At 71.5% G+C, this 20,774-nt stretch carries 19 protein-coding genes; 10 read left to right on the forward strand and 9 right to left on the reverse strand.

The genetic code is table 11. The features are described from left to right. Window positions 1-36: 36 nt before the first annotated feature. Window positions 37-1,257 carry an acetyl-CoA C-acetyltransferase gene (locus ACSYGN_RS24235; RefSeq protein ID WP_460398988.1) on the reverse strand — a complete coding sequence of 407 codons (1,221 nt, stop codon included), beginning with the start codon at window positions 1,255-1,257 and terminating at the stop codon, window positions 37-39. A gap of 243 nt (window positions 1,258-1,500) precedes the next feature. Then, on the reverse strand, window positions 1,501-2,781 hold the full coding sequence (locus ACSYGN_RS24240; RefSeq protein ID WP_460398990.1) for an SGNH/GDSL hydrolase family protein: 1,281 nt from the start codon (window positions 2,779-2,781) through the stop codon (window positions 1,501-1,503). Window positions 2,782-2,932: 151 nt separating this feature from the next. Here ACSYGN_RS24240 and ACSYGN_RS24245 point away from each other — a divergent pair, with 151 nt between their 5' ends. Then, complete coding sequence (locus tag ACSYGN_RS24245; protein WP_460403695.1) at window positions 2,933-4,324, forward strand: cystathionine beta-synthase; 1,392 nt, start codon at window positions 2,933-2,935, stop codon at window positions 4,322-4,324. 410 nt (window positions 4,325-4,734) lie between these two features. On the opposite strand, the gene ACSYGN_RS24250 is transcribed toward ACSYGN_RS24245, so the two are convergent. After that, entirely contained in the window at window positions 4,735-5,172 is a 438-nt protein-coding gene (locus tag ACSYGN_RS24250; RefSeq protein ID WP_460398992.1) for a hypothetical protein, read from the reverse strand. Between the two features lie 159 nt (window positions 5,173-5,331). Between ACSYGN_RS24250 and ACSYGN_RS24255 the strand changes: the two genes are divergently transcribed. Continuing rightward, entirely contained in the window at window positions 5,332-6,180 is an 849-nt protein-coding gene (locus tag ACSYGN_RS24255; protein ID WP_460398994.1) for a MurR/RpiR family transcriptional regulator, read from the forward strand. 136 nt (window positions 6,181-6,316) lie between these two features. Further along, window positions 6,317-6,901 (forward strand): hypothetical protein, encoded by a 585-nt coding sequence (locus ACSYGN_RS24260; RefSeq protein WP_460398996.1) that lies wholly within the window; start codon window positions 6,317-6,319, stop codon window positions 6,899-6,901. 416 nt (window positions 6,902-7,317) lie between these two features. Here ACSYGN_RS24260 and ACSYGN_RS24265 read toward each other — a convergent pair whose 3' ends face one another. The 5 genes from ACSYGN_RS24265 to ACSYGN_RS24285 form a co-directional block, all read right to left on the reverse strand. Then, window positions 7,318-7,692 (reverse strand): roadblock/LC7 domain-containing protein, encoded by a 375-nt coding sequence (locus ACSYGN_RS24265; RefSeq protein WP_460398998.1) that lies wholly within the window; start codon window positions 7,690-7,692, stop codon window positions 7,318-7,320. Window positions 7,693-7,714: 22 nt separating this feature from the next. Further along, complete coding sequence (locus tag ACSYGN_RS24270; RefSeq protein WP_460399000.1) at window positions 7,715-8,215, reverse strand: roadblock/LC7 domain-containing protein; 501 nt, start codon at window positions 8,213-8,215, stop codon at window positions 7,715-7,717. A gap of 28 nt (window positions 8,216-8,243) precedes the next feature. After that, the gene (locus tag ACSYGN_RS24275) at window positions 8,244-9,059 is read right to left on the reverse strand and encodes a transcriptional regulator (protein WP_460399002.1); all 816 of its coding nucleotides are present in this window, start codon (window positions 9,057-9,059) and stop codon (window positions 8,244-8,246) included. Next, window positions 9,056-9,580: a hypothetical protein gene (locus ACSYGN_RS24280; protein ID WP_460399004.1), complete on the reverse strand. Its 525-nt coding sequence runs from the start codon at window positions 9,578-9,580 to the stop codon at window positions 9,056-9,058. Before ACSYGN_RS24280 ends, ACSYGN_RS24275 begins: the two co-directional genes overlap by 4 nt. 180 nt (window positions 9,581-9,760) lie before the next feature. After that, window positions 9,761-11,155 carry a type III PLP-dependent enzyme domain-containing protein gene (locus ACSYGN_RS24285; protein WP_460399006.1) on the reverse strand — a complete coding sequence of 465 codons (1,395 nt, stop codon included), beginning with the start codon at window positions 11,153-11,155 and terminating at the stop codon, window positions 9,761-9,763. 244 nt (window positions 11,156-11,399) lie between these two features. On the opposite strand from ACSYGN_RS24285, the gene hutU reads away from it, so the two are divergent. The 4 genes from hutU (at window position 11,400) to hutI (ending at window position 16,997) form a co-directional block, all read left to right on the forward strand. Beyond that, window positions 11,400-13,064 (forward strand): urocanate hydratase, encoded by a 1,665-nt coding sequence (hutU, locus tag ACSYGN_RS24290; RefSeq protein WP_460399008.1) that lies wholly within the window; start codon window positions 11,400-11,402, stop codon window positions 13,062-13,064. Between the two features lie 98 nt (window positions 13,065-13,162). Further along, window positions 13,163-14,371: an allantoate amidohydrolase gene (locus tag ACSYGN_RS24295; RefSeq protein ID WP_460403697.1), complete on the forward strand. Its 1,209-nt coding sequence runs from the start codon at window positions 13,163-13,165 to the stop codon at window positions 14,369-14,371. Next, a complete protein-coding gene (locus ACSYGN_RS24300) occupies window positions 14,368-15,729 on the forward strand; it encodes a formimidoylglutamate deiminase (RefSeq protein WP_460399010.1) in 1,362 nt (453 codons plus the stop codon). Before ACSYGN_RS24295 ends, ACSYGN_RS24300 begins: the two co-directional genes overlap by 4 nt. Before the next feature lie 95 nt (window positions 15,730-15,824). Beyond that, the gene (gene hutI, locus ACSYGN_RS24305) at window positions 15,825-16,997 is read left to right on the forward strand and encodes an imidazolonepropionase (protein WP_460399012.1); all 1,173 of its coding nucleotides are present in this window, start codon (window positions 15,825-15,827) and stop codon (window positions 16,995-16,997) included. Between the two features lie 177 nt (window positions 16,998-17,174). Here hutI and ACSYGN_RS24310 read toward each other — a convergent pair whose 3' ends face one another. Next, window positions 17,175-18,278 (reverse strand): RNA polymerase sigma factor SigF, encoded by a 1,104-nt coding sequence (locus tag ACSYGN_RS24310; RefSeq protein ID WP_460399014.1) that lies wholly within the window; start codon window positions 18,276-18,278, stop codon window positions 17,175-17,177. Window positions 18,279-18,515: 237 nt separating this feature from the next. Here ACSYGN_RS24310 and ACSYGN_RS24315 point away from each other — a divergent pair, with 237 nt between their 5' ends. From ACSYGN_RS24315 to ACSYGN_RS24325, 3 genes are all read left to right on the forward strand, one after another. Beyond that, window positions 18,516-18,896, forward strand: coding sequence for an STAS domain-containing protein (locus ACSYGN_RS24315; RefSeq protein WP_460399016.1), 381 nt, complete (start codon window positions 18,516-18,518; stop codon window positions 18,894-18,896). Window positions 18,897-19,290: 394 nt separating this feature from the next. Next, window positions 19,291-19,797 carry an ATP-binding protein gene (locus ACSYGN_RS24320; RefSeq protein ID WP_460399018.1) on the forward strand — a complete coding sequence of 169 codons (507 nt, stop codon included), beginning with the start codon at window positions 19,291-19,293 and terminating at the stop codon, window positions 19,795-19,797. Between the two features lie 188 nt (window positions 19,798-19,985). Continuing rightward, a complete protein-coding gene (locus ACSYGN_RS24325; protein ID WP_460399020.1) occupies window positions 19,986-20,732 on the forward strand; it encodes an LPXTG cell wall anchor domain-containing protein in 747 nt (248 codons plus the stop codon). Window positions 20,733-20,774: the final 42 nt, after the last annotated feature.

The raw sequence follows: 20,774 nt of genomic DNA on the forward strand, positions 1-20,774 counted from the left end.
CACCGGTGGCCAGCCGGTGGCCCTGGCGTCAGTCCGTCAGCTGAGGCGCTCGATCACCATCGCCATGCCCTGGCCGCCGCCGACGCACATCGTCTCCAGGCCGAACTGCTTGTCGTGGAACTGGAGCGAGTTGATCAGCGTGCCCGTGATACGGGCGCCGGTCATGCCGAAGGGGTGGCCGACGGCGATGGCGCCGCCGTTGACGTTCAGCCTGTCGATGTCGATGCCGAGCTCGCGGTAGGAGGGGATCACCTGGGCGGCGAACGCCTCGTTGATCTCGACCAGGTCGATGTCGCCGATGGCCAGCCCCGCGCGCTCCAGCGCGCGCTGTGACGCCTCGACCGGACCGAGGCCCATGATCTCCGGGGACAGTGCGGAGACGCCGGTCGACACGATGCGGGCGAGCGGGGTCAGGCCGAGCTCGCGGGCCTTGGTGTCGCTCATGATGACGACCGCGGCGGCGCCGTCGTTGAGCGGGCAGCAGTTGGCCGCGGTGACCAGGCCGTCCGGGCGGAACACCGGCTTCAGGCCGCGCACGCCCTCCATGGTGACGCCGGGGCGCGGGCCGTCGTCCCTGGCGACGACCGTGCCGTCGGGCAGGGTGACCGGGGTGATCTCCCGCTCCCAGAAGCCGTTCTTGATGGCCTCCTCGGCCAGGTTCTGCGAGCGGACGCCGAACTCGTCCATGTCCTCGCGGGTGATGCCCTTCGTGCGCGCCAGGTTCTCCGCCGTCTGCCCCATCGCGATGTAGGGGTCGGGGAGCAGCCCGTCCTCGCGCGGGTCGTGCCAGGTCGAACCCTCGGACTCGGCGACGGCGGCGGTACGCGCCTCGGCGTCCGCGAACAGCGGGTTGCGGGTGTCCGGCAGGCTGTCGGAGTTGCCCTTGGTGAAGCGGGAGACCGTCTCGACACCGGCCGAGATGAAGACGTCGCCCTCGCCCGCCTTGATCGCGTGCAGTGCCATACGGCTCGTCTGGAGCGACGAGGAGCAGTAGCGGGTGATCGTGCAGCCAGGCAGATGGTCCATGCCCATCTGTACGGCGACGACCCGGCCGAGGTTGTTGCCCTGCTCGCCGCCGGGCAGGCCGCAGCCCAGCATCAGGTCCTCGATGTCCCGGGGGTCCAGCTCGGGGATCTTGGCGAGGGCGGCCTGGATGATCGTGGCGGTGAGGTCGTCGGGGCGCAGTTCCTTGAGGGAGCCCTTGAAGGCGCGGCCGATGGGGGAGCGGGCGGTCGAGACGATCACGGCTTCGGGCATCACGGCTCCATTGGCGTACGGGAGATACGGGATAAGGGGACAGGTGACTCGGTGTCTGTCGGTGTCTGTCGGTGTCTGTCGGTGTCTGGAAGTTACCCGCCCGTATGGTCCGGGTCACGGGGGTGGGAGTGTGACACTGACCGCAGTTTTCTAAGCGCTTGCTTTTTGGTCAAGTGCCTGTTTTCGGTGCCGAGTACCTGTTTTCAACCGCGCGTACCTACTCTCAGTGGCGAGTACCTGCTTTCAGCGGGGAGCCGTCGTGGCTGCCTTGGCCGCCGAAGCGTCCGCCGCGGCTGTGGCCCCGTCCTCCGTGACCGTCGGTTCCGCCACCCGGCGCCGCCGCCGGCGCTTGAGCAGGGCCCATGGTCCGCGCGGCCCGGTCGGCATGGCCGCCGCGACCTCGGTGCCCGCCTCCGACGCCGCCTCCGCCGCGGCCCGCGCCACCGGCAGGAAGCCCTCGCGGCGGGACACGTCCGGGCGCTCCTCCTCCGCCGGCCACAGCCCCAGGGAGGCGCAGACCGTCGGCAGCACCGCCATCGCGGCGGTGGCGTAGCCCTCGGCGGAGGGGTGGTAGTGGTCGGGGCCGAACAGCTCGCGCGGGTTGGCCGCGAACTCCGGGCCCAGCAGATCGCCCAGCGACACGGTGCGGCCGCCCTGTTCGACGGTGCCGATGGTCTGGGCGGCCGCGAGCTGCCGTGAGGCACGTCTGGCCAGCCAGCGCAGCGGCTGCTGCACCGGCTCGATGGTGCCGAGGTCGGGGCAGGTGCCGACGACCACCTCCGCACCGGCGGTGCGCAGCCGCCGTACCGCCGAGGAGAGGTGACGTACCGAACGGGTGGGCGGCATCCGGTGGGTGACGTCGTTGGCGCCGATCATGATCACGCAGATGTCCGGGACCCGGGCCGGGTCGGCCAGTACCAGCGAGACCTGGCGGTCGAGGTCGTCGGACTGGGCGCCGGGCAGGGCGACGTTGCGCAGCTCCACCGGGCGCTCGGCGACCGCCGCGAGACCGGACGCCACCAGCGCTCCCGGCGTCTGCCCGGCCCGGTGCACCCCCTGGCCGGCGGCCGTGGAGTCGCCGAGCACGACCAGGCGCAGGGGCTCCTCGCCGGGCAGGGCGTATCCGGCGGCGTCGCGCGAAAAGCCCCAAAAGCCCGCAGTGGGGCCTGCTGCCGAGTCCATGACCGGGCCTGCTGCCGAGTCCATGACCGGGCCTGCTGCCGAGTCCATGACCGGGCCTGCGGCCGGGCCCCTTGCCGGGGCTGCCGCCGAGCCTGTTGCGGAGGCGTCCGCCGGGCCCGCCGTGGGGTTCCCCGAGGAGACCCCGGCGTACGGCGCCCCGTACACCCCGTCCGCCGCCGGGACGTGCGGGTTCGTGCCGTTGCCCACGTGGCGTTTGGCGAGCTGTACCTCGGCCAGTACCAGGCCCACGGTGGCGGCGCCGATCAGGCCGATCCCGCCGCCGCCGTATGCTGCGCCGGCCGCGATCCGCCGGGCCGTCCTCGCCCTCGACATATTGGTCATGTCCCGCCGCCACCTCCCTCGTCACTGTTCAACCACTCCTTGCCCCGAACAGGGCGTTCATCAATCTCAACCAGGAGTGAACGAGCGTTCCGGGCCGTAGGCTGGCGACACCACGATGACCCGCATGAATCGCAAGCAACCGGAGACAACGGTGCATTTCCACGACTCGATGATCAGCCTCGTCGGCAACACCCCGCTGGTGAGACTCAACAGCGTGACGAAGGGGATCAAGGCGACCGTCCTGGCCAAGGTCGAGTACTTCAACCCGGGCGGTTCCGTGAAGGACCGCATCGCGCTGCGCATGATCGAGGCCGCGGAGGAGAGCGGGGAACTCAAGCCGGGCGGCACGATCGTCGAGCCGACCAGCGGCAACACCGGTGTGGGGCTGGCCATCGTGGCGCAGCAGAAGGGGTACAAGTGCATCTTCGTGTGCCCCGACAAGGTGAGCACCGACAAGATCAATGTGCTGCGGGCGTACGGGGCGGAGGTCGTCGTCTGCCCGACCGCGGTGGCGCCGGAGCACCCGGACTCGTACTACAACGTCTCCGACCGGCTGGTCCGTGAGACACCGGGCGCCTGGAAGCCCGACCAGTACTCCAACCCCCAGAACCCTCTCTCCCACTACCACTCCACCGGCCCTGAGCTGTGGGAGCAGACGGAGGGGAAGATCACCCACTTTGTGGCGGGCGTCGGCACCGGCGGCACCATCTCCGGCACCGGCAACTATCTGAAGGACGCCAGCGACGGCAGGGTGAAGGTCATCGGCGCCGACCCGGAGGGCTCGGTGTACTCGGGCGGGTCGGGGCGGCCGTATCTGGTCGAGGGCGTCGGTGAGGACTTCTGGCCGACGGCGTACGACCGCACGGTCGCCGACGAGGTCGTCGCGGTCTCCGACAAGGACTCCTTCCAGATGACACGGCGGCTGGCGAAGGAGGAGGGGCTGCTGGTCGGCGGCTCCTGCGGGATGGCGGTGGTCGCGGCGCTGCGGGTGGCCGAGCGGCTGGGCCCGGACGACGTGGTGGTCGTGCTGCTGCCGGACAGCGGGCGCGGCTACCTCAGCAAGATCTTCAACGACGAGTGGATGGCCGACTACGGCTTCCTGGAGGACGAGGGCCCGAGCGCCCGTGTCGCCGACGTCCTGAACGACAAGGAGCACGGCGCCATCCCGTCCCTGGTGCACATGCACCCGGAGGAGAACGTCGGGCAGGCCATCGAGGTGCTGCGGGAGTACGGCGTCTCGCAGATGCCCGTCGTGAAGCGGGGGGCCGGTCACCCGGACGTGATGGCCGCGGAGGTCGTCGGCTCGATCGTGGAGCGCGAGCTGCTGGACGCCCTGTTCACCAAGCGGGCGTCGCTGGAGGACCCGCTGGAGAAGCACATGTCGGCGCCGCTGCCGCAGGTCGGCTCCGGCGAGCCGGTCGCGGACCTGATGTCGGTGCTCGGTGAGGCCGACGCGGCGATCGTGCTCGTGGAGGGCAAGCCGACCGGTGTGGTCAGCCGGCAGGATCTGCTGGCCTTCCTGGCCAAGAGCGCGAAGCAGTAGGAGCGGTAGGAGCAATAGGGGCCGTAGGAGCAGTAGGAGCCGTAGGAAACGTTCGGTGAACGGCCCGTGACGGCGGTGGACTTGCGGAATTCAACGCGGTGTCCTACCGGTCCGGTGGACTTCGCGGAAGTGGTACGAGCGTGTCACGTCCGCGCAGCACTCGCTTAACACGGGTCGGGCAGATTAGTGGGTGTCGGCAGGGCGGGAGCGGCTCCCCGCCCCGGCCGGCGCCATACGGCGCCTAGGACCTCCGGAGCGGCTCCCGGACCTCCACGGACGCCATGGACGCGCAAGCCCGGCCCTGACCCGGCCCGCGTCCCTCGCGGGGACCGCCGTCGTCCCGCCCCCCGTATACGGGGGTGCGGCGGTCCCCGCGCATACCCCTCTCCGGGCTTTGCCGCTCGTGGCCGTCACTCCTCCCAGCCGTCGTCCCGCCCCTTGTCGCCGCCCGGGCGTCGGCGCGCGCCGAAGAATCCCGGCGTGGTCCGCACGGCCTGCACCATGTTGACGCCGACGATGCCGATCCAGGCGATGAGCAGACCGGGCAGATGCGCCACTCCGCCGCCGATCGCGGACAGCGGGATCGCCAGCACCAGCGACACGATCCCGAAGCCGAAACGCTCACCCCAGGAATCCGTCGGCCGCGGCGAACGGGTGCCCCGGGCGAAGTGCATCTGCTGCTCGGCCATCTGCCGCCGCACCCGCCGCTCGACCGCCGCGTCGATCCGCTGGTCGACCTTCTCCAGGAACGAGTCGACCAGCGCGGACTCGTACTGCTCGCCCAGCTCCCGGCGCGCCTGAAGCGTCGCGTCGAGCTCCTTCTTCAGCTCCGCGTCATGTACGTCCATGCCCACCAAACTAGGGAGCCCACGGGGCCCGCGCACTGGGGGTAGCCCCCGTTTCGGGGGTCGGGCCAGCCGGGCGTCACGAAGGAGTGCGCGGCGCCCGCCGACCTGTATATGTTTATGCAGGAGGGTCTGGTGGTGAATGGCTAGGGGGAGTGCGGGATGGGTGTGGCTGAGGGCTCCGGGGCCCGGCTCCAGGCGCTGTTCGAGGGGCGACGGCTGACGCCCACGCAGCGCCGGATCGCGCACAGCATGGTGCGGCGCGCCGCCGATGTGCCGTTCCTGTCCAGCGTCGAACTCGCCGAACTGGCCGGGGTCAGCCAGCCGTCCGTGACCCGGTTCGCCGTGGCCCTCGGCTTCGACGGGTACCCCGCCCTGCGGCGGCATCTGCGCGAGGTCGCACCCGCCGAGCAGGCTGCGACGGGAGCCGCCGCGACCTGCAACGCCTATCAGCAGGCCGTCGAGGCGGAGATCGAGAATCTCCGGCATCTCGCCGCGGTGCTCGCCGATCCGGCACCGGTGCAGCGGGCCGGGCGGGTACTCGCCGCCTCACGGCCGCTGCTCGTCCTCGGGCTGCGCGCCGCCGCCGCACAGGCCCACGGCTTCGCCTACTTCGCCGCCAAGGTCCACCCCGACGTACGGCTCCTCGACGAGAGCGGCACCATGCTCCAGGACCGTGTCGACGGTGCCGTACGGGCGGGGGCGTCCGCGCTGCTGTGCTTCGCCCTGCCCCGGCATCCGCGCGAGGTGGTCGACGCCCTCATGCACGCCCGGGAGGCCGGGCTCACCGTCGTCACCGTCGCCGATTCCGCCTTCGCGCCGGTCGCCAAGGCCTCCGATCTGCTGCTGCCCGCCGCCGTCGGCACCGGGCTCGCCTTCGACACGGTCTGTGCGCCCATGCTGCTCGGCCGGGTCCTGCTGGAGGCGATGTGCGACGGACTGCCCGACGCCCAGGCGCGGCTGGAGGAGTTCGACGCCAAGGCTGCCGCGCGGGGGCTGTTCGTGGAATGACCAGTGGGATGACTAATGGAATGACCCGTGGAATGACTCGTGGAACGACTCCTTTCAGGGGCCGTTCTCAGATTGGTTTCAGTTTCTGTCAGTAGCCTGCCCGCCGAACTCATCCGTGACGACGAGGAGGCGGGACGTGGCGCGTGGAGGGCAGGGGCTGGCTCGGGTGGCTGTCGTCGTGCGAGCCGGGGCGGCGCCGCTGTGGTGGCTGGGGGTGTGCGCGGCAGGTGTCGGGGTGCTGCTGCCCGGGCTGACCGGGCGGCGGATCGGGGTGCTGGCCGGGGCCGCGCTGTTCATCGTGGCGGCGGCCGTCGTGGCGTACGCGCGCCGCAAGCGCTACGGAGCTCTCGCCCGCGGCGCCGCCAAGGCCGGGAAGTACGACGTGCTCCAGGACCGAGCGGTGACCGCGCGCAACTGGCGCCGAGGGCACCGCTGGTGGCTGCTGCTGGCCTTCGCGGTGGCACTCGGCAGCGCGTTCGCAGCGTCCGCCGCAGGCGGGATGCTGCTCGCCGGGACCGGCGCCGGGCTCCGGCTGAAGGCCGCCTGGCTGGGACGGCGGGAGCGGGCGGACGCCACGCTGCTGTGGGTGCGCGTGGACTGGCTCGACGCGCGGGGCGGACGTCCGGCCGGGAAGGCCGTCAAGGCCTATCGCGGTACCGGAGTCGCCGCCGGTGACGCCGCTCCGGGCGGGGCGCGTCGCCGTACCGCCGCGCTGGTGTGACCCGGCGCGATCGGGGACGGACGGCGCGCCCCGCCCGGGCGCGGGGGCGCGGTGCCTGGGCGGGGACGAGACGGGACCGGAGTGGGACCGGGATGGGGACGGGGGCGGCTGCGGGATCCCGGTCCGTGGCACGCCGGGCCTTCCGCCCGCGGAATGCGGGCCTTCTGTCAGATATCCGGGTCTGCAGTCAGACGTCTGGGCCTGCTGTCAGGCCTCCGGGCCTGCCGTCGGACCTCCCGGGCCTGCCGTCGGACCTCCCGGGCCTGCCGTCGGACCTCCCGGGCCTGCCGTCGGACCTCCCGGGCCTGCCGTCGGACCTCCCGGGCCTGCCGTCGGACCTCCCGGGCCTGCCGTCAGACCTCCCGGGCCTGCCGTCAGACCTCCCGGGCCTGCCGTCAGACCTCCCGGGCCTGCCGTCAGACCTCCATGTCCTCCTCGATCCGCTTCAGCTGGTGGCGGGCCATCGCCAGGTTGGCGCGCTTGGAGTCCAGCACCAGGTAGAGGAACAGACCGTTGCCCCCGCGGCCGCTGATCAGACGGATCAGGTGGTACTGGTCGGTCAGCGTGATGAGGATGTCCTCGATCTGGCCCTTGAGCCCGAGGTGTTCCATGGTGCGCATCTTGGCGCGCACCACGTCGGTGTTGCCGGCGGCGGCGACGTTCAGGTCGAAGCCCTTGCTGCCGCCCATCGTGCCCAGCGCCATACCGCTGGTGTAGTCGACGAGCGCGACTCCGGTGGCGCCCTCGATGGCGGCGAGCGCCTCTTTCAGTGCGGTTTCGGTGTTCGCCATGACGGTGTTCCCTCGTTCTTTCTCAACTATCGGTGGTGGTGCGCGCGTTGGTGGCAGTCGTGCGCGGCGCGCGCGGGGTTCTGGTTCGTGGTGCGGCGGCGGATCTCGCGGCGGCCCGGGCGGCCCGGGCGGAGGATCTGACGGACAGGCCCTCGGCGGCGTCGATCAGCTCCCCGATGCGGGCTCCGGCCCGGCGGCCTTCCAGGTGCAGCCGGCCGATGTTCACCCGGTCCTGGGCGAGCAGGGTCAGAACGACGTCGCTGCCCGCCGCGTACGTGGCGACATAGCCGTAGACCCCGCGCACGAGCATTTCGCGGAAGTCCCCCTGGCCCGTCGCGTCCGCTACACGGGTGGCGATGACATGGGCCGAGGCGGTGAGCGCGGCCACGTCCGCCGACTCGACGCCGGGGGTGTCCTGGGCGAGCACGAGACCGTCTACGGTGGCCGCGAGAGCGCCCGTGAGATGGGGGACCCGGGCTCTCAGCCGGCGCATCTCATCGAGTATCTCGGCCTCGGCCGCCATCTGGTCTCTCCTCTCGGGGCGGTGCCGCTCAAAGGGCCTCCAGCGCATCCCTGAGCCTCTTCAGCAATGTGATGTCGGGATCGTTCACCTCGGTCGGGGGAATCGGGACGGGGTCGGGAGCACGCGGTCCGGCCACCACGACCCCCGCCGCCACCAGCCGCCGTACGTCCAGCAGCGTCGGGAAGGCCCGGCGGCCCAGATCACGGGCGATGTCCGGCGCGGTGCGCACGCCGTCCACCCGTTCCAGCACCGCGCGCTGGCGGGGCGTCAGGGGTGGTGGCGCGGCCCGGCCGGTGCGGGTCAGCGGCGCCTCGTCCGGCGCGGTGTCCGGCCACACCGCGTGCAGCAGGCCGCGGCGGCGTGACGTCTCCCGCTCCAGCGCGGCCACCGGTACGGCGCGCAGCGCGGGGAGCAGAGGCGCGATGCCGTAGCGGAAGCGGCCGGGGGTGCTGCTGGGGGCCAGCGCGAAGTACGCCGCGTCGTACAGCGCGCCCAGGAGGCACAGCTCCAGCGCGCTCAGGCCGAGCCTGCCGGCGTCCGCCAGCAGGCGGAGCGCGCCGGGCGGGCCGCCGGCCCGGCCTTCGGCCTCCCGCCAGACCGCAGGGTCCAGGGTGCCGCGGGCGGTCAGAAGCACCTCGACACCGGGGGCGAACGGGCTCTCGGCGTGCACCACCATGCCGTCCACCAGGTGCAGCGCCCCGGACTCCCGCACCAGGACACCGGTCGCCTGCTCGGCGGCCAGCCGGGTCAGCATCGGCGAGACCCCGCCCCACGCCTGTTCCCGGGCGCCCTCCTTGTCCCGCACGGGCAGCGGCGGGGGCGGGGTCGCTCTCAGCACGGTCATCCCAGCACCAGCCGTCCGGCCATCTCGCCGAGCCGGATGCGGGCGAGCGCCAGGTTGCCCTCGGCGCGGGCGAGCCAGAGGTGCAGGACGATGCTGCTGTCGAACGTCGAGCCGACGAAGCGCAGTACGTGGTAGCTGTCCCGGTTGCTGATGATCAGGTCCTCTAGGGGCGGATCCGGTTCGTCGTACCCCGGGTCGGCTGCGGTGTCCGGGTGCGCCGGGTTTCCCGGATTCCCCGGGTTCCCCGGATTACCCAGGGCCTCTGGGTCGTGCAGGTTCTTCGGGTCGTCCGGGCTCTTCGGGTTGTCCGGGTTCTGCCGGTGGTCGGCGGCCGCGAAGCACTGGTGCTCCGCGGCCAGCCGGGCCAGTTCGGCCGCCTCGGTGGCTGCGGCCTCGTGGTCGCCGCCCGGGGACTCCCCGACGGTGCCCAGGGCCAGGCCGCTGGTCCAGTCGACCAGCGCGGCGCCCCGGGCACCGGGCAGTCTCATGGCTTCCAGCAGGCACTCGTCGATTCCGGGCACCGTTGCTCCCCTCCCGCCTGGGGTTCGGCTGAGTGACGCCGAAACTACGCAACGTGTGCGCGGCGGGTGAGTCTTCCGGCATTTTCCTGTGGAACGTGCGCCGGACGTCTAGGGTGGGTCGGCTGACCCCCGCTTCACGTTGGTTTCACCCCAGTTGAACCGCGTGCCCACCAGGGTGCGTCAACGGTGTGCGGGGGCGGGGAGGGTGGTGAGGGCCGTGGTGTGCGCCCCGCCGGATTCCGCGACGATCTCTTCCAAGGTCTGTGGCGGGCGGATGGTGGCGAAGGTGACGGGGGTGTCGGGGGTGTCGGTCGTTGCGGTTGTTGCGTCGGTTCCGCCGGTTGCGGTCGCGGTGAGCGCGAAGCCGTAGATTCCCGGGCGGGCCAAGGAGTTGTACGCGTAGTGGTGTGCGAAGTAGTACGCCCCGGTGTCCAGTGCGGCCACCAGATCGCCCGGTTCCAGCAGCGGCAGAGCACGGCCCTCCGCCAGCAGATCACCCGCGAAGCACGCCGGGCCCGCCACGTCCTGGACCACCTCGGGGCCCGGCTTGGGGTGGCCCTTCGCGTCGTATGCCTTGATTCTCAGGGGCCAGGACCCGGGGGCGTACACCGTCCGCGTGGCCACCTGTACGCCCGCGTGCGTGATCGCCACCGGCCTGCCGCCCGCGGTCTTGGTGTACTCCACCCGTGCCACCACCGTGCCCTGCTTGGCCAGCAGTGACCGGCCGAACTCCGTCACCAGTCCGTACCGTCCGTCGAACAGGCCCGGCACCGTGTCGCGGAGCAGCCTCGCGTACGCGGCGTGCGTGGGAGCCGTCGTGTCCTCGGTGAGATCCACCGGCAGACCGCCGCCTATGTCGATGGTGTCGATCTGTCTCCGGCCCGCTCGTGCGTTGATCTCCTCGGCCAGTTCGTAGGTCTCGGCGATGCCCCTTGCCAGCAGGTCGAGCGGGATGCCCTGGGAGCCGGTGTGGGCGTGCAGTCTCGTCAGCCACGGACGGCCCTCGAAGGCTTCGATCACCCACTCGCGGGCGCCCTCGTCCCGCAGGGGGACGCCGAATTTCGAGGTCGGTGTCGCTGTCGACAGAGCCTCGATCGTGCCTGCGCCGAGTTGAGGGTTGACCCTGATGCCCAGGGGTGAGGTGGTGTGTGTCGGGCGGACCAGGGTGTCTATGCGGTCCAACTCCTGGGGGTTGTCCGCGTTCACCGCGATGCCCAGGGTCAGTGCCTCGTGGAGTTCCTGGGGGGTCTTGGCGGGGGAGTCCAGGACCGTGCGGGTGGGGGGTATTCCGGCTGCCTGGGCGAGGGCGAGTTCGCCGGGGCTGGCCACTTCTGCGCCCAAGCCCTCCGTGGCCAGCAGGTGGAGTACGGGGACCAAGGGGGTCGCCTTGACCGCGAAGGCGTGGAGGACGGGGGTGCCGGGAGGTGTGACGGCGGCGAACGCGCTGCGGAGGGCTTGGGCGGATTCTCTGATGCCGGTGATGTCCAGGAGGGCGAGGAGGGGGGTGGTGGGGGTGAGGAGGCGCTGCGCTACTGCTGCGGTGATGGCTTTGTCTCGGCGGGTGACTGGGTCCATACGGTGGCTATACCCGTGCGGGTGGGTGGGCTTTGGGTGTTTTTCGCCCCCGCCGCCCCTTCCCGTTCCCGGCCCTGGGGGCTGCGCCCCCAGACCCCCTTTCGGCCCTTCGGGCCTCGTCCTCAAACGCCGGACGGGCTCGATTTGGCTGGGCTGTGTGGGTGCAGCAGGTGGGGTGTGTTGACTAGGTCTATTCAGGCGGTCAGGATGTGAATATTCGTGAAATCCGTCTGGAGGCGATCCCATGTCCGGACCCCGTCCTGTACGAGCCCCCCGCGGTGCTGAGCTCAGTGCTCTGGGGTGGCAGCAGGAGGCTGCTCTGCGGATGTTGCAGAACAACCTCGATCCTGAGGTCGCCGAGCATCCCGACAAGCTCGTTGTCTACGGCGGGACCGGTAAGGCCGCTCGTGACTGGCGGTCCTTCGACGCCATGGTCCGTACGCTGACCACGCTCAAGCAGGACGAGACCATGCTCGTGCAGTCCGGTCGGCCTGTGGGTGTCATGCAGACGCATGAGTGGGCTCCCCGCGTTCTCATCGCCAATTCCAATCTCGTCGGCGACTGGGCGAACTGGGAGGAGTTCCGGCGGCTGGAGGCGCTCGGGCTGACCATGTACGGGCAGATGACCGCCGGGTCCTGGATCTACATCGGCACCCAGGGCATCCTCCAGGGCACCTACGAGACCTTCGCCGCCGTCGCCGCCAAGAAGTTCGGCGGCACCCTCGCCGGGACCATCACCCTCACCGCCGGACTCGGTGGCATGGGCGGTGCCCAGCCGCTCGCCGTCACCATGAACGACGGCGTCGCGATCTGCGTCGACTGCGATCCCCGTGCCATCGAGCGCCGTATCGAGCACCGGTATCTGGATGTGCGCGCCGATTCGCTCGAGCACGCGCTGCAGCTCGCCGTCGAGGCACGGGACGCCCGTCGGCCGCTGTCCATCGGGGTTCTCGGCAATGCGGCCGATCTCGTTCCGCAGCTTCTCGCCATGGGCGCCCCCATCGACATCGTCACCGACCAGACCTCCGCCCACGATCCGCTCGCCTATCTCCCCGTCGGTGTCGCCTTCGAGGACATGGCCTCCTACGCCGCCAAGGACCCCGCCGGATTCACCACCCGCGCCCGCGAGTCCATGGCCCGGCACGTCGAGGCCATGGTCGGCTTCCTCGACGCCGGTGCCGAGGTCTTCGACTACGGCAACTCCATCCGCGGCGAGGCGAAGACCGCCGGCTATGAGCGTGCGTTCGCCTTCCCGGGCTTCGTGCCCGCCTATATCCGGCCGCTCTTCTGCGAGGGCAAGGGTCCCTTCCGGTGGGCCGCGCTGTCCGGTGAGGCGTCCGACATCCACAAGACCGACCAGGCGATCCTCGACCTCTTCCCGGAGAACGAGTCCCTCGCCCGCTGGATCCGCCTGGCCGGTGAGCGCGTCCACTTCCAGGGGCTGCCCGCCCGTATCTGCTGGCTCGGCTACGGCGAGCGCGACAAGGCCGGTGAGCGGTTCAACGACATGGTCGCCTCCGGTGAACTGGCCGCACCTCTGGCCATCGGGCGCGACCATCTCGACTGCGGTTCCGTCGCCTCCCCGTACCGCGAGACCGAGTCCATGCTCGACGGCTCCGACGCCATTGCCGACTGGCCGCTGCTCAACGCCATGGTCAACGTCGCCTCCGGAGCCTCCTGGGTCTCCATCCACCACGGCGGCGGCGTCGGCATGGGGCGGTCCATCCACGCCGGGCAGGTGACCGTCGCCGACGGCACCAGGCTCGGCGGTGAGAAGATCCGCCGCGTCCTCACCAACGACCCCGGCATGGGGGTCATCCGGCACGTCGACGCCGGGTACGACATCGCCGAGTCCGTCGCCGAAGACCGCGGGGTGCGGGTGCCGATGCGTGAGGGTGGCCAGGCGTGACGCGGGGCGCGGGCGTGACGCGGGGCGCGGGCGTGACGCGGGGCGCGGGCGTGACGCGGGGCGCGGGCGTGGGTGGTTCCTTCGGCTCCTTCCTGGAGATGTGGCGTGAGCTGGAGCCCATCGGGCGTCATGCCGGCTCCGGTGGGTATCGGCGGTATGCCTGGACGCCGGTCGACGGCGAGTGCCGGGCCTGGTTCCAGCGGCAGGCCGAGGCGCGCGGGCTCGCCTACGAGGTCGACCGGAACGGGAATCAGTGGGCCTGGTTCGGGGATCCCCACGATGGGGACGCCGTGGTCACCGGGTCGCATCTCGACTCCGTGCCCGACGGTGGTGCCTTCGACGGGCCGCTCGGTGTGGTGTCCGCCTTCGCCGCGCTCGATGAACTGCTTGGCCGGGGGGTGCGGATCGGGCGGCCCCTCGGCATCGTCAACTTCGGTGACGAGGAAGGCGCCCGGTTCGGGCTCGCCTGTGTCGGGTCCCGGCTCACCACCGGGCAGCTCGCCGTCGAGCAGGCGCACCGGCTGACCGGCGGCGACGGCATCACCCTGCCCCGCGCCATGGAGGCCGCGGGCTACGACCCCGACGCCATCGGGGCCGATCCCGAACGGCTCGCCCGTATCGGCGCCTTCGTCGAGCTGCATGTCGAACAGGGCTGTGCGCTGGACCTGACCGGCGACCCGGTCGGTGTCGCCAGTGCCATCTGGCCCCACGGCCGCTGGCGGTTCGATTTCCGCGGCGAGGCCAACCACGCCGGGACCACCCGGCTCGCCGACCGGCACGACCCGATGCTGCCCTACGCCGAGACCGTGCTCGCCGCCCGCCGCGCGGCCCACGGTGCCGGTGCCGTCGCCACCTTCGGCAAGGTCGCCGTCGAACCCAACGGTGTCAACGCCGTCCCCTCCCTGGTGCGCGGCTGGCTCGACTCGCGCGCACCGGGACAGGACACCCTCGACACCGTGGTCGGCGGGGTCGAGAAGGCCGCCCGGGAGTACGCCGACGCGCACGGCGTCCGCCTCGATGTCGTCCGGGAGTCCTTCACCCCGGTCGTCGAGTTCGACCACGCCCTGCGCGACGACGTCGCCCGCATTCTCGGCAAGCACAACGACAGCGGCCTCAGCGTTCCCGTCCTCGGCACCGGGGCCGGGCACGACGCCGGGATCCTCGCCTCGCGCATCCCCACAGCCATGCTGTTCGTGCGCAACCCCACCGGTGTCTCGCACTCCCCGGCCGAGTCCGCCACCGAGGACGACTGCCTGGCCGGGGTGGGCGCGCTCGCCGACGTACTGGAAGGACTGGCCTGCCCGTGACGGGGAGCACGCACCCACGGACCGCCGCACGGACCTACTGGCTGGAGCACGCCTGGCTCGGCACCTATGTCGAGCCAGGCGTGGCCCTGGATGTCACCGACGGTCGGATCACCGGGCTGCGCACCGGCACGCCCGCCCCGCCGCCCGGCGCGGAGGTGTTGCGCGGGCTCACCCTGCCCGGGCTCGCCAATGCCCACAGCCACGCCTTCCACCGTGCGCTGCGCGGCACCGTCCAGGTCGGCTCCGGCACCTTCTGGACCTGGCGCGAGGTCATGTACTCCGTCGCCGACCGGCTGACCCCGGACACCTACCACGCCCTCGCCCGCGCCGTGTACGCCGAGATGGCGCTCGCCGGGGTGAGTGCCGTCGGCGAGTTCCACTACGTCCACCACGCCCCCGGCGGCACTCCCTACGGCGACCCCAACGCGATGGGCGAGGCGCTGATCGCGGCCGCCGCCGACGCCGGTGTCCGCATCACCCTCCTCGACACCGTCTATCTCTCCGCCGGCTTCGGCGAGCCGCCGAACACCCACCAACTGCGCTTCTCCGACGGCAGCGCGGAGGCCTGGGCCGAACGCTGTTCAGTTCTCAAGGAACGCGATCACGCACGGATCGGCGCCGCCCTTCACTCCGTACGGGCCGTGCCCGCCGGTGAGCTGGCCACGGTGGCGCGCTGGGCGGAGCAGCGGCGGGCCCCGCTGCATGTGCATCTCTCCGAGCAGCCCGCCGAGAACGACGCCTGTCTGCGGGCCCACGGGTGCACCCCCACCCGGCTGCTCGCCGATCACGGCGTCCTCGGCCCGCGCACCACCGGCGTTCACAACACGCACCTCACCGATGACGACATCGCCCTCATCGGCGGCTCCGGCACCGGCACCTGTATGTGCCCGACCACTGAACGCGACCTCGCCGACGGCATCGGCCCCGCCGCGGCCCTCCAGGCCGCCGGTTCCCCGCTCAGCCTCGGCTCCGACAGCCATGCCGTGATCGACCTGCTCGAAGAGGCACGGGCCATGGAGCTGAACGAGCGGCTGCGCACCCGGGCCCGCGGCCACTGGACCGCCGCCGCCCTGCTGCGCGCGGCCTCGGCCGACGGGCATGCCGCCCTCGGCTGGCAGGACGCGGGCAGCCTGCGTGAAGGGGGCCTCGCCGACTTCACGACGATCGCCCTCGATTCGGTCAGAACGGCAGGGCCGCTGCCCCGGCTCGGCGCGGAGACCGCCGTATTCGCCGCGTCCGCGGCCGATGTGCGTCATACGGTCGTGGGCGGGCGGCACGTCGTGCGGGACGGCGCCCACACCCTCGTACCCGATGTGCCGTCCGCACTGGCAGCCGCCATCGGCGCGCTGCGGGGCTGAGGGTTCGGGCTCGGGCCTGAGTCCGGGTCCGAGCCCGGGTCCGAGCCTGGGTCCGACTCCCTGTCACAGTCGTCAACTTCATCGCCGAGGACGCCATGAGCAGCACCGTCATCACCAACATTGCCACGCTGATCACCAACGACACCTCCCTCGACGACAGTTCTCCGCTCGGTCTGGTCCAGGACGCGGCCGTCGTCTTCGACGGCGACCGCATCGTCTGGACCGGTGAGACCAGCAAAGCACCCGCCACTGACAATCGGGTCGACGCCGCCGGCCGGACCGTCCTGCCGGGCTTCGTCGACTCCCACTCCCACCTCGTCTTCGCAGGTGACCGCACCGCCGAGTTCAACGCCCGGATGTCCGGCCGGGCCTACAGCGCGGGCGGCATCCGTACGACCGTCGACGCGACCCGGGCGGCGAGCGACGAGGCCCTGGAGGTCAACCTCACCCGCTACCTCACCGAGGCCCTCCGGCAGGGCACCACCACCATGGAGACCAAGTCCGGCTACGGCCTCACCGTCGCCGACGAGGCCCGCGCCCTGCGCATCGCCGCCGCCCACACCGACGAGGTCACCTACCTCGGCGCCCACATCGTGCCGCCCGACCACGCCGAGGACCCGGCCGCCTACGTCGATCTCGTCACCGGCGAGATGCTCACCGCCTGCGCCCCGCACGCCCGCTGGATCGACGTCTTCTGCGAGAAGGGCGCCTTCGACGGCGACCAAGCCCGCGCGATCCTCACCGCGGGCCGCGCCGCCGGACTCGGCCTGCGCATCCACGCCAACCAGCTCACCCACGGCCCCGGCGTCCGGCTCGCCGTGGAACTCGACGCGGCCAGCGCCGACCACTGCACCCATCTCACCGACGCCGACGTGGCCGCTCTGGCGGGCAGCCGTACGGTCGCCACCCTGCTGCCCGGCGCCGAGTTCTCCACCCGCGCCGACTGGCCCGACGCGCGCCGCCTCCTGGACGCCGGAGTCACCGTCGCCCTGTCGACCGACTGCAACCCGGGGTCGTCGTTCACGTCGTCCGTGCCGTTCTGTATCGCGCTGGCGGTACGGGACATGGGGATGACCCCGGACGAGGCGGTCTGGTCGGCCACGGCGGGCGGTGCCGCGGCCCTGCGCCGCCCGGACATCGGCTGCCTGACCCCCGGCGCCCGCGCCGACCTGATCCTGCTGGACGCCCCCAGCCACGTCCACCTCGCGTACCGCCCGGGTGTCCCGCTGGTCGCAGGGGTGTGGCGCGGGGGAGTGAAGGTGGTCTGAGCAGCGGCGTCGCCCGCCCGGAGGTCTCCGGGCGACCCCGGTCACCGGCCGGCCCTGACATACCGGCCGGTTCCGGGTGCGCCCATATTCGTCGACCGGATCAGCCGGCGAAAGGTGTTGCTGAGGGTAACCCCGGGTGTCGTCAGCCGTCAGCCGTCAGCCGTCAGCCGTGACTCGTCACTCGTCGTCCGTCAGACCCTTGCGCAGTCGTACCAGCGTCCGGGACAGCAGCCGGGACACATGCATCTGTGAGATGCCGAGCTCGTCCCCGATCTCCGACTGGGTCATCCCCGCGACGAAGCGCAGCGCGAGGATCCGCCGGTCGCGCTGCGGGAGCCGGGCGATGAGGGGTTTCAGCGACTCGATGTACTCGATGCCCTCGATCCCGTGGTCCTCGTAGCCGATGCGGTCCGCGAGGGTGCCCTCGGCGTCGTTCTCCTCGTGCTGCGCGTCCAGCGAGGACGCGGTGTACGCGTTCGACGCGGCCATGCCCTCGACGACCTCGTCCTCGGTCAGCCCCAGATGCCCGGCCAGCTCCGCCACCGTGGGCGACCGGTCCAGCCGCTGGGCCAGCTCGTCACCGGCCTTGGCCAGGTCGAGCCGCAGTTCCTGGAGGCGGCGCGGGACGCGTACCGACCACGAGGTGTCGCGGAAGAACCGTTTGATCTCGCCGACGACGGTAGGCATGGCGAAGGTGGGGAACTCGACGCCCCGGCTCAGCTCGAACCGGTCGATCGCCTTGATCAGGCCGATGGTGCCCACCTGGACGATGTCCTCCATCGGCTCACTGCGGGAACGGAACCGGGAGGCGGCGAACTTGACGAGCGCGAGATTGAGCTCGACCAGGGTGTTGCGGACGTAGGAGTACGCGTGCGTGCCTTCCTCGAGGGACTCCAGCCGCTCGAAGAGGGTCTTGGACAGAGCCCGGGCATCGACCGGCCCCACCTCGTCGTACGGGGGGATCTCCGGGAGCCCGAGAAGCGGGTCGCTCTGCGCGACCGCCGCCGTCGGCTGCCGCCGCTGCTGCCGCGGGAACGGGTCCTGCTGCGGGAATGGGTCCTGCTGCTGGGACGCATCCGGCCGCGGGGACGCATCCGGCCGCGAGGATGCGTCCGGCTCTGGGAATGCGTCCGGCTCCGGGAACGCGTCCGGCTGTGGGGGCGGGTCCTGCCACGGGAACGAGTCCGGCCGTGCGGCGGGGATCGGGCTGTCCGGTCGGGATGTCGACGTCGCCGTACGGGTATGCGATGCGTCGAGCCGGGGTGACATGATGTCCTCCATCGTTCTCGGCATATGGCTGCCGAAGCCAGTACGTGCACTGCGGTGTGCGGCGCCTCCGAAGCCGGCCGTCCGGTTGTGTGTCCCTACTAGCCCTACCCGCTTCCGAGAGGCGGTCGCAAGTCCGCTCTGCGGCGCTATGTCCGTCTGTGGGCGGTTGTTTGGGTGTTGGAGATTGTGGAGAACGCGTAGTGTTCGGGGGCGTCAGCAGCAGCCACGACCTCGGGAGAGAGAGGCGGCATGGACCGCGGGACGGTCGGCAGTGCACAGTCGGGCCGGCTTCAGGTGGAGGTGCGTGAGGAGGGTTCCGCGGCCGTCGTGACACCGGCCGGCGAGCTCGATCACCACACCGCCGGTCTGTTGCGTGAACCGCTCGACGACCTCCTGTCCCAGGGGATCACGACGCTGGTCGTGGACTGCACGAGGCTGGAGTTCTGCGACTCCACGGGGCTCAATGTGCTGCTCGGGGCGCGCCTGAAGGCGCAGTCCGCCGGGGGCCGGGTGCGGCTCGCGGGGATGCTCCCGGTGGTGGCGCGGGTCTTCGAGATCACCGGCGCCGACGGGGTCTTCTCGGTCCACGACACGGTCGAGTCCGCGCTGGCCGAGGACGCCGGGGGCTGATCCGCCCGCCTGGTCGGCCGCTCCACGTCGCGCGGCGCCTCACCCGTCACGGGTTTCGGGGTGTTCCGCGGGTCCGCCAGGGCAGGAGACTTCCGTGACCTGTCAGCCGACGGGGTGGGCGGACCGGCGCGGCCGGAGACGGTCGGCGACGGCCCCGGAACGCCCCGCCCCCGGCATGCGTAAAGACGTACGGACGTACCGGTACACAGGCGTACAGGGGCACAGGTGCAGAGGCGTACGGGCGTACGGGCGCGCAACGGATGACGTACGACGGACCGACCCGGCGGACCGGCCCGACGTTCCGACCGGCCCGGCACCCGTATCGACCACATCAAATGAACCGTGATCTTGTGAAACTGGTGAATCGGTGAGGAATCAGTGAGGTGAGGCGCTGATGAGCACCACCCGGCCCTTCATACCGGGCGACCGCGGCCCGGAGCCCAGTGGTGCCTCCGGGACGTCCGCAGAGGCCGCGGCCGCGCCGTCGGAGGGGGGAGAGGTCCGCAGACTCCGCCTCGACGAGGAGAGCGGGGTCGTCCCGCTCGCCCGCGACTTCGCCCGCCAGGCGCTGTACGCGTGGGGCTGGCTGCCCGCCGCAACCGCCGACCGGAGGGCCGTCGCCGAGGACGTGCTGCTCGTCGTCTCCGAACTGGTCACCAACGCCTGCCTGCACGCCGAGGGTCCCGACGAACTGCGGATCTCCTACGACAACAAGGTCATCCGCGTCGAGGTCTCCGACCGCGGCTCCGGCCATCCGTCGCCGCGCACTCCGCACCGCGCCGGACGGCCCGGCGGCCATGGGATGTTCATAGTGCAACGGCTCTGTCTGGACTGGGGAGTCGTCCGCGCCAACGGCGTCGCCGGCAAGACCGTGTGGGCGGAACTCGGCGCACCCGCCTGAGCCGCACTCGGTCCCCCGCCGACCTCGCCCGCGCTGCACCCGCCCGAGCCACCGCGGCGGCGCCGTCACCGCGCCGGTGGCATGCACGCCGGATCGTCACAACTCCGGCGTGCGCCGTGTCTTCCTTCCTCTCGTACCCGGGCGTACCTTGACGGCCGATCTGATGCGCCGTCAGGAATGAGGGGACCGTGTCGTACCAGAAGCGAACCGCCGTGCTCGCGTCCATCGCGGCCCTGGCCGGCTCGGCGGTAGTCATGGCCGCCCCGGCGGCCCGGGCCGATGTGGTCGACGTCAACTACCACTGCCAGACACCGATCGGGGTGAAGAGCGCGGTCTCGCCCATCGACATCACGGGCGTGAAGAGCGGCAGCGGCTACAAGATCACCATGTCCTGGCAGAAGGGCGTCTCCTCCAGCCCGGTCGAACTGGGCAAGGGCGCGATGAACCCGAGCGCCACCATCAAACTCGGTGGCGCGGACAGCGGCACCATGACGGTGACGGGACCGGCCAACCAGGCCGCGATCCCCGCCAACACACCCATCAAAATTAACGACTTGAGCGGCACCTACACCCCGAAGGCCTCCGGCAAGGTCACCTTCACGGCGGCCGTGCTCACCATCAAGGCCCTCGGCACCACGACCACCTGCACGCCCACCAACAGCCCCAAGCCGTCGCTGACTCTGGACGTCACCGCGGCGAACGGGAGCAGCGGGAGCAGCGGAAGCGGCGGAAGCAGCAAGGGTGGCAGCAGCAGTGGCAGCAGTTCCTCCGGCGGCAGCCAGAGCGGCACCGACTCCGGCGGACAGCTCCCGCAGACCGGCCCCGAGGACTCGGTCGTCGCCCTCGGCACCCTCGGCGGCACGGTGTTCCTCGCGGGTGCGGCGGGCGCCCTCTGGCTGACCCGGCGTCATCAGACGGCCCGCGCCCGCCGCTGACCCTCCGCACACAGCACATACGACCGCCGGAGACTGCCGGAG

The sequence above is a fragment of the Streptomyces sp. YIM S03343 genome, assembly GCF_054729195.1.

Coding starts and splice junctions, on each gene's coding strand:
- ACSYGN_RS24315 (WP_460399016.1), top strand. CDS start 18,516: ATGGACCGCGGGACGGTCGGCAGTGCACAGTCGGGCCGGCTTCAGGTG.
- ACSYGN_RS24295 (WP_460403697.1), top strand. CDS start 13,163: ATGTGGCGTGAGCTGGAGCCCATCGGGCGTCATGCCGGCTCCGGTGGG.
- hutI (WP_460399012.1), top strand. CDS start 15,825: ATGAGCAGCACCGTCATCACCAACATTGCCACGCTGATCACCAACGAC.
- ACSYGN_RS24250 (WP_460398992.1), bottom strand. CDS start 5,172: ATGGACGTACATGACGCGGAGCTGAAGAAGGAGCTCGACGCGACGCTT.
- ACSYGN_RS24320 (WP_460399018.1), top strand. CDS start 19,291: ATGAGCACCACCCGGCCCTTCATACCGGGCGACCGCGGCCCGGAGCCC.
- ACSYGN_RS24275 (WP_460399002.1), bottom strand. CDS start 9,059: ATGACCGTGCTGAGAGCGACCCCGCCCCCGCCGCTGCCCGTGCGGGAC.
- ACSYGN_RS24270 (WP_460399000.1), bottom strand. CDS start 8,215: ATGGCGGCCGAGGCCGAGATACTCGATGAGATGCGCCGGCTGAGAGCC.
- ACSYGN_RS24285 (WP_460399006.1), bottom strand. CDS start 11,155: ATGGACCCAGTCACCCGCCGAGACAAAGCCATCACCGCAGCAGTAGCG.
- ACSYGN_RS24255 (WP_460398994.1), top strand. CDS start 5,332: ATGGGTGTGGCTGAGGGCTCCGGGGCCCGGCTCCAGGCGCTGTTCGAG.
- ACSYGN_RS24235 (WP_460398988.1), bottom strand. CDS start 1,257: ATGCCCGAAGCCGTGATCGTCTCGACCGCCCGCTCCCCCATCGGCCGC.
- ACSYGN_RS24265 (WP_460398998.1), bottom strand. CDS start 7,692: ATGGCGAACACCGAAACCGCACTGAAAGAGGCGCTCGCCGCCATCGAG.
- ACSYGN_RS24240 (WP_460398990.1), bottom strand. CDS start 2,781: ATGACCAATATGTCGAGGGCGAGGACGGCCCGGCGGATCGCGGCCGGC.
- ACSYGN_RS24310 (WP_460399014.1), bottom strand. CDS start 18,278: ATGGAGGACATCATGTCACCCCGGCTCGACGCATCGCATACCCGTACG.
- hutU (WP_460399008.1), top strand. CDS start 11,400: ATGTCCGGACCCCGTCCTGTACGAGCCCCCCGCGGTGCTGAGCTCAGT.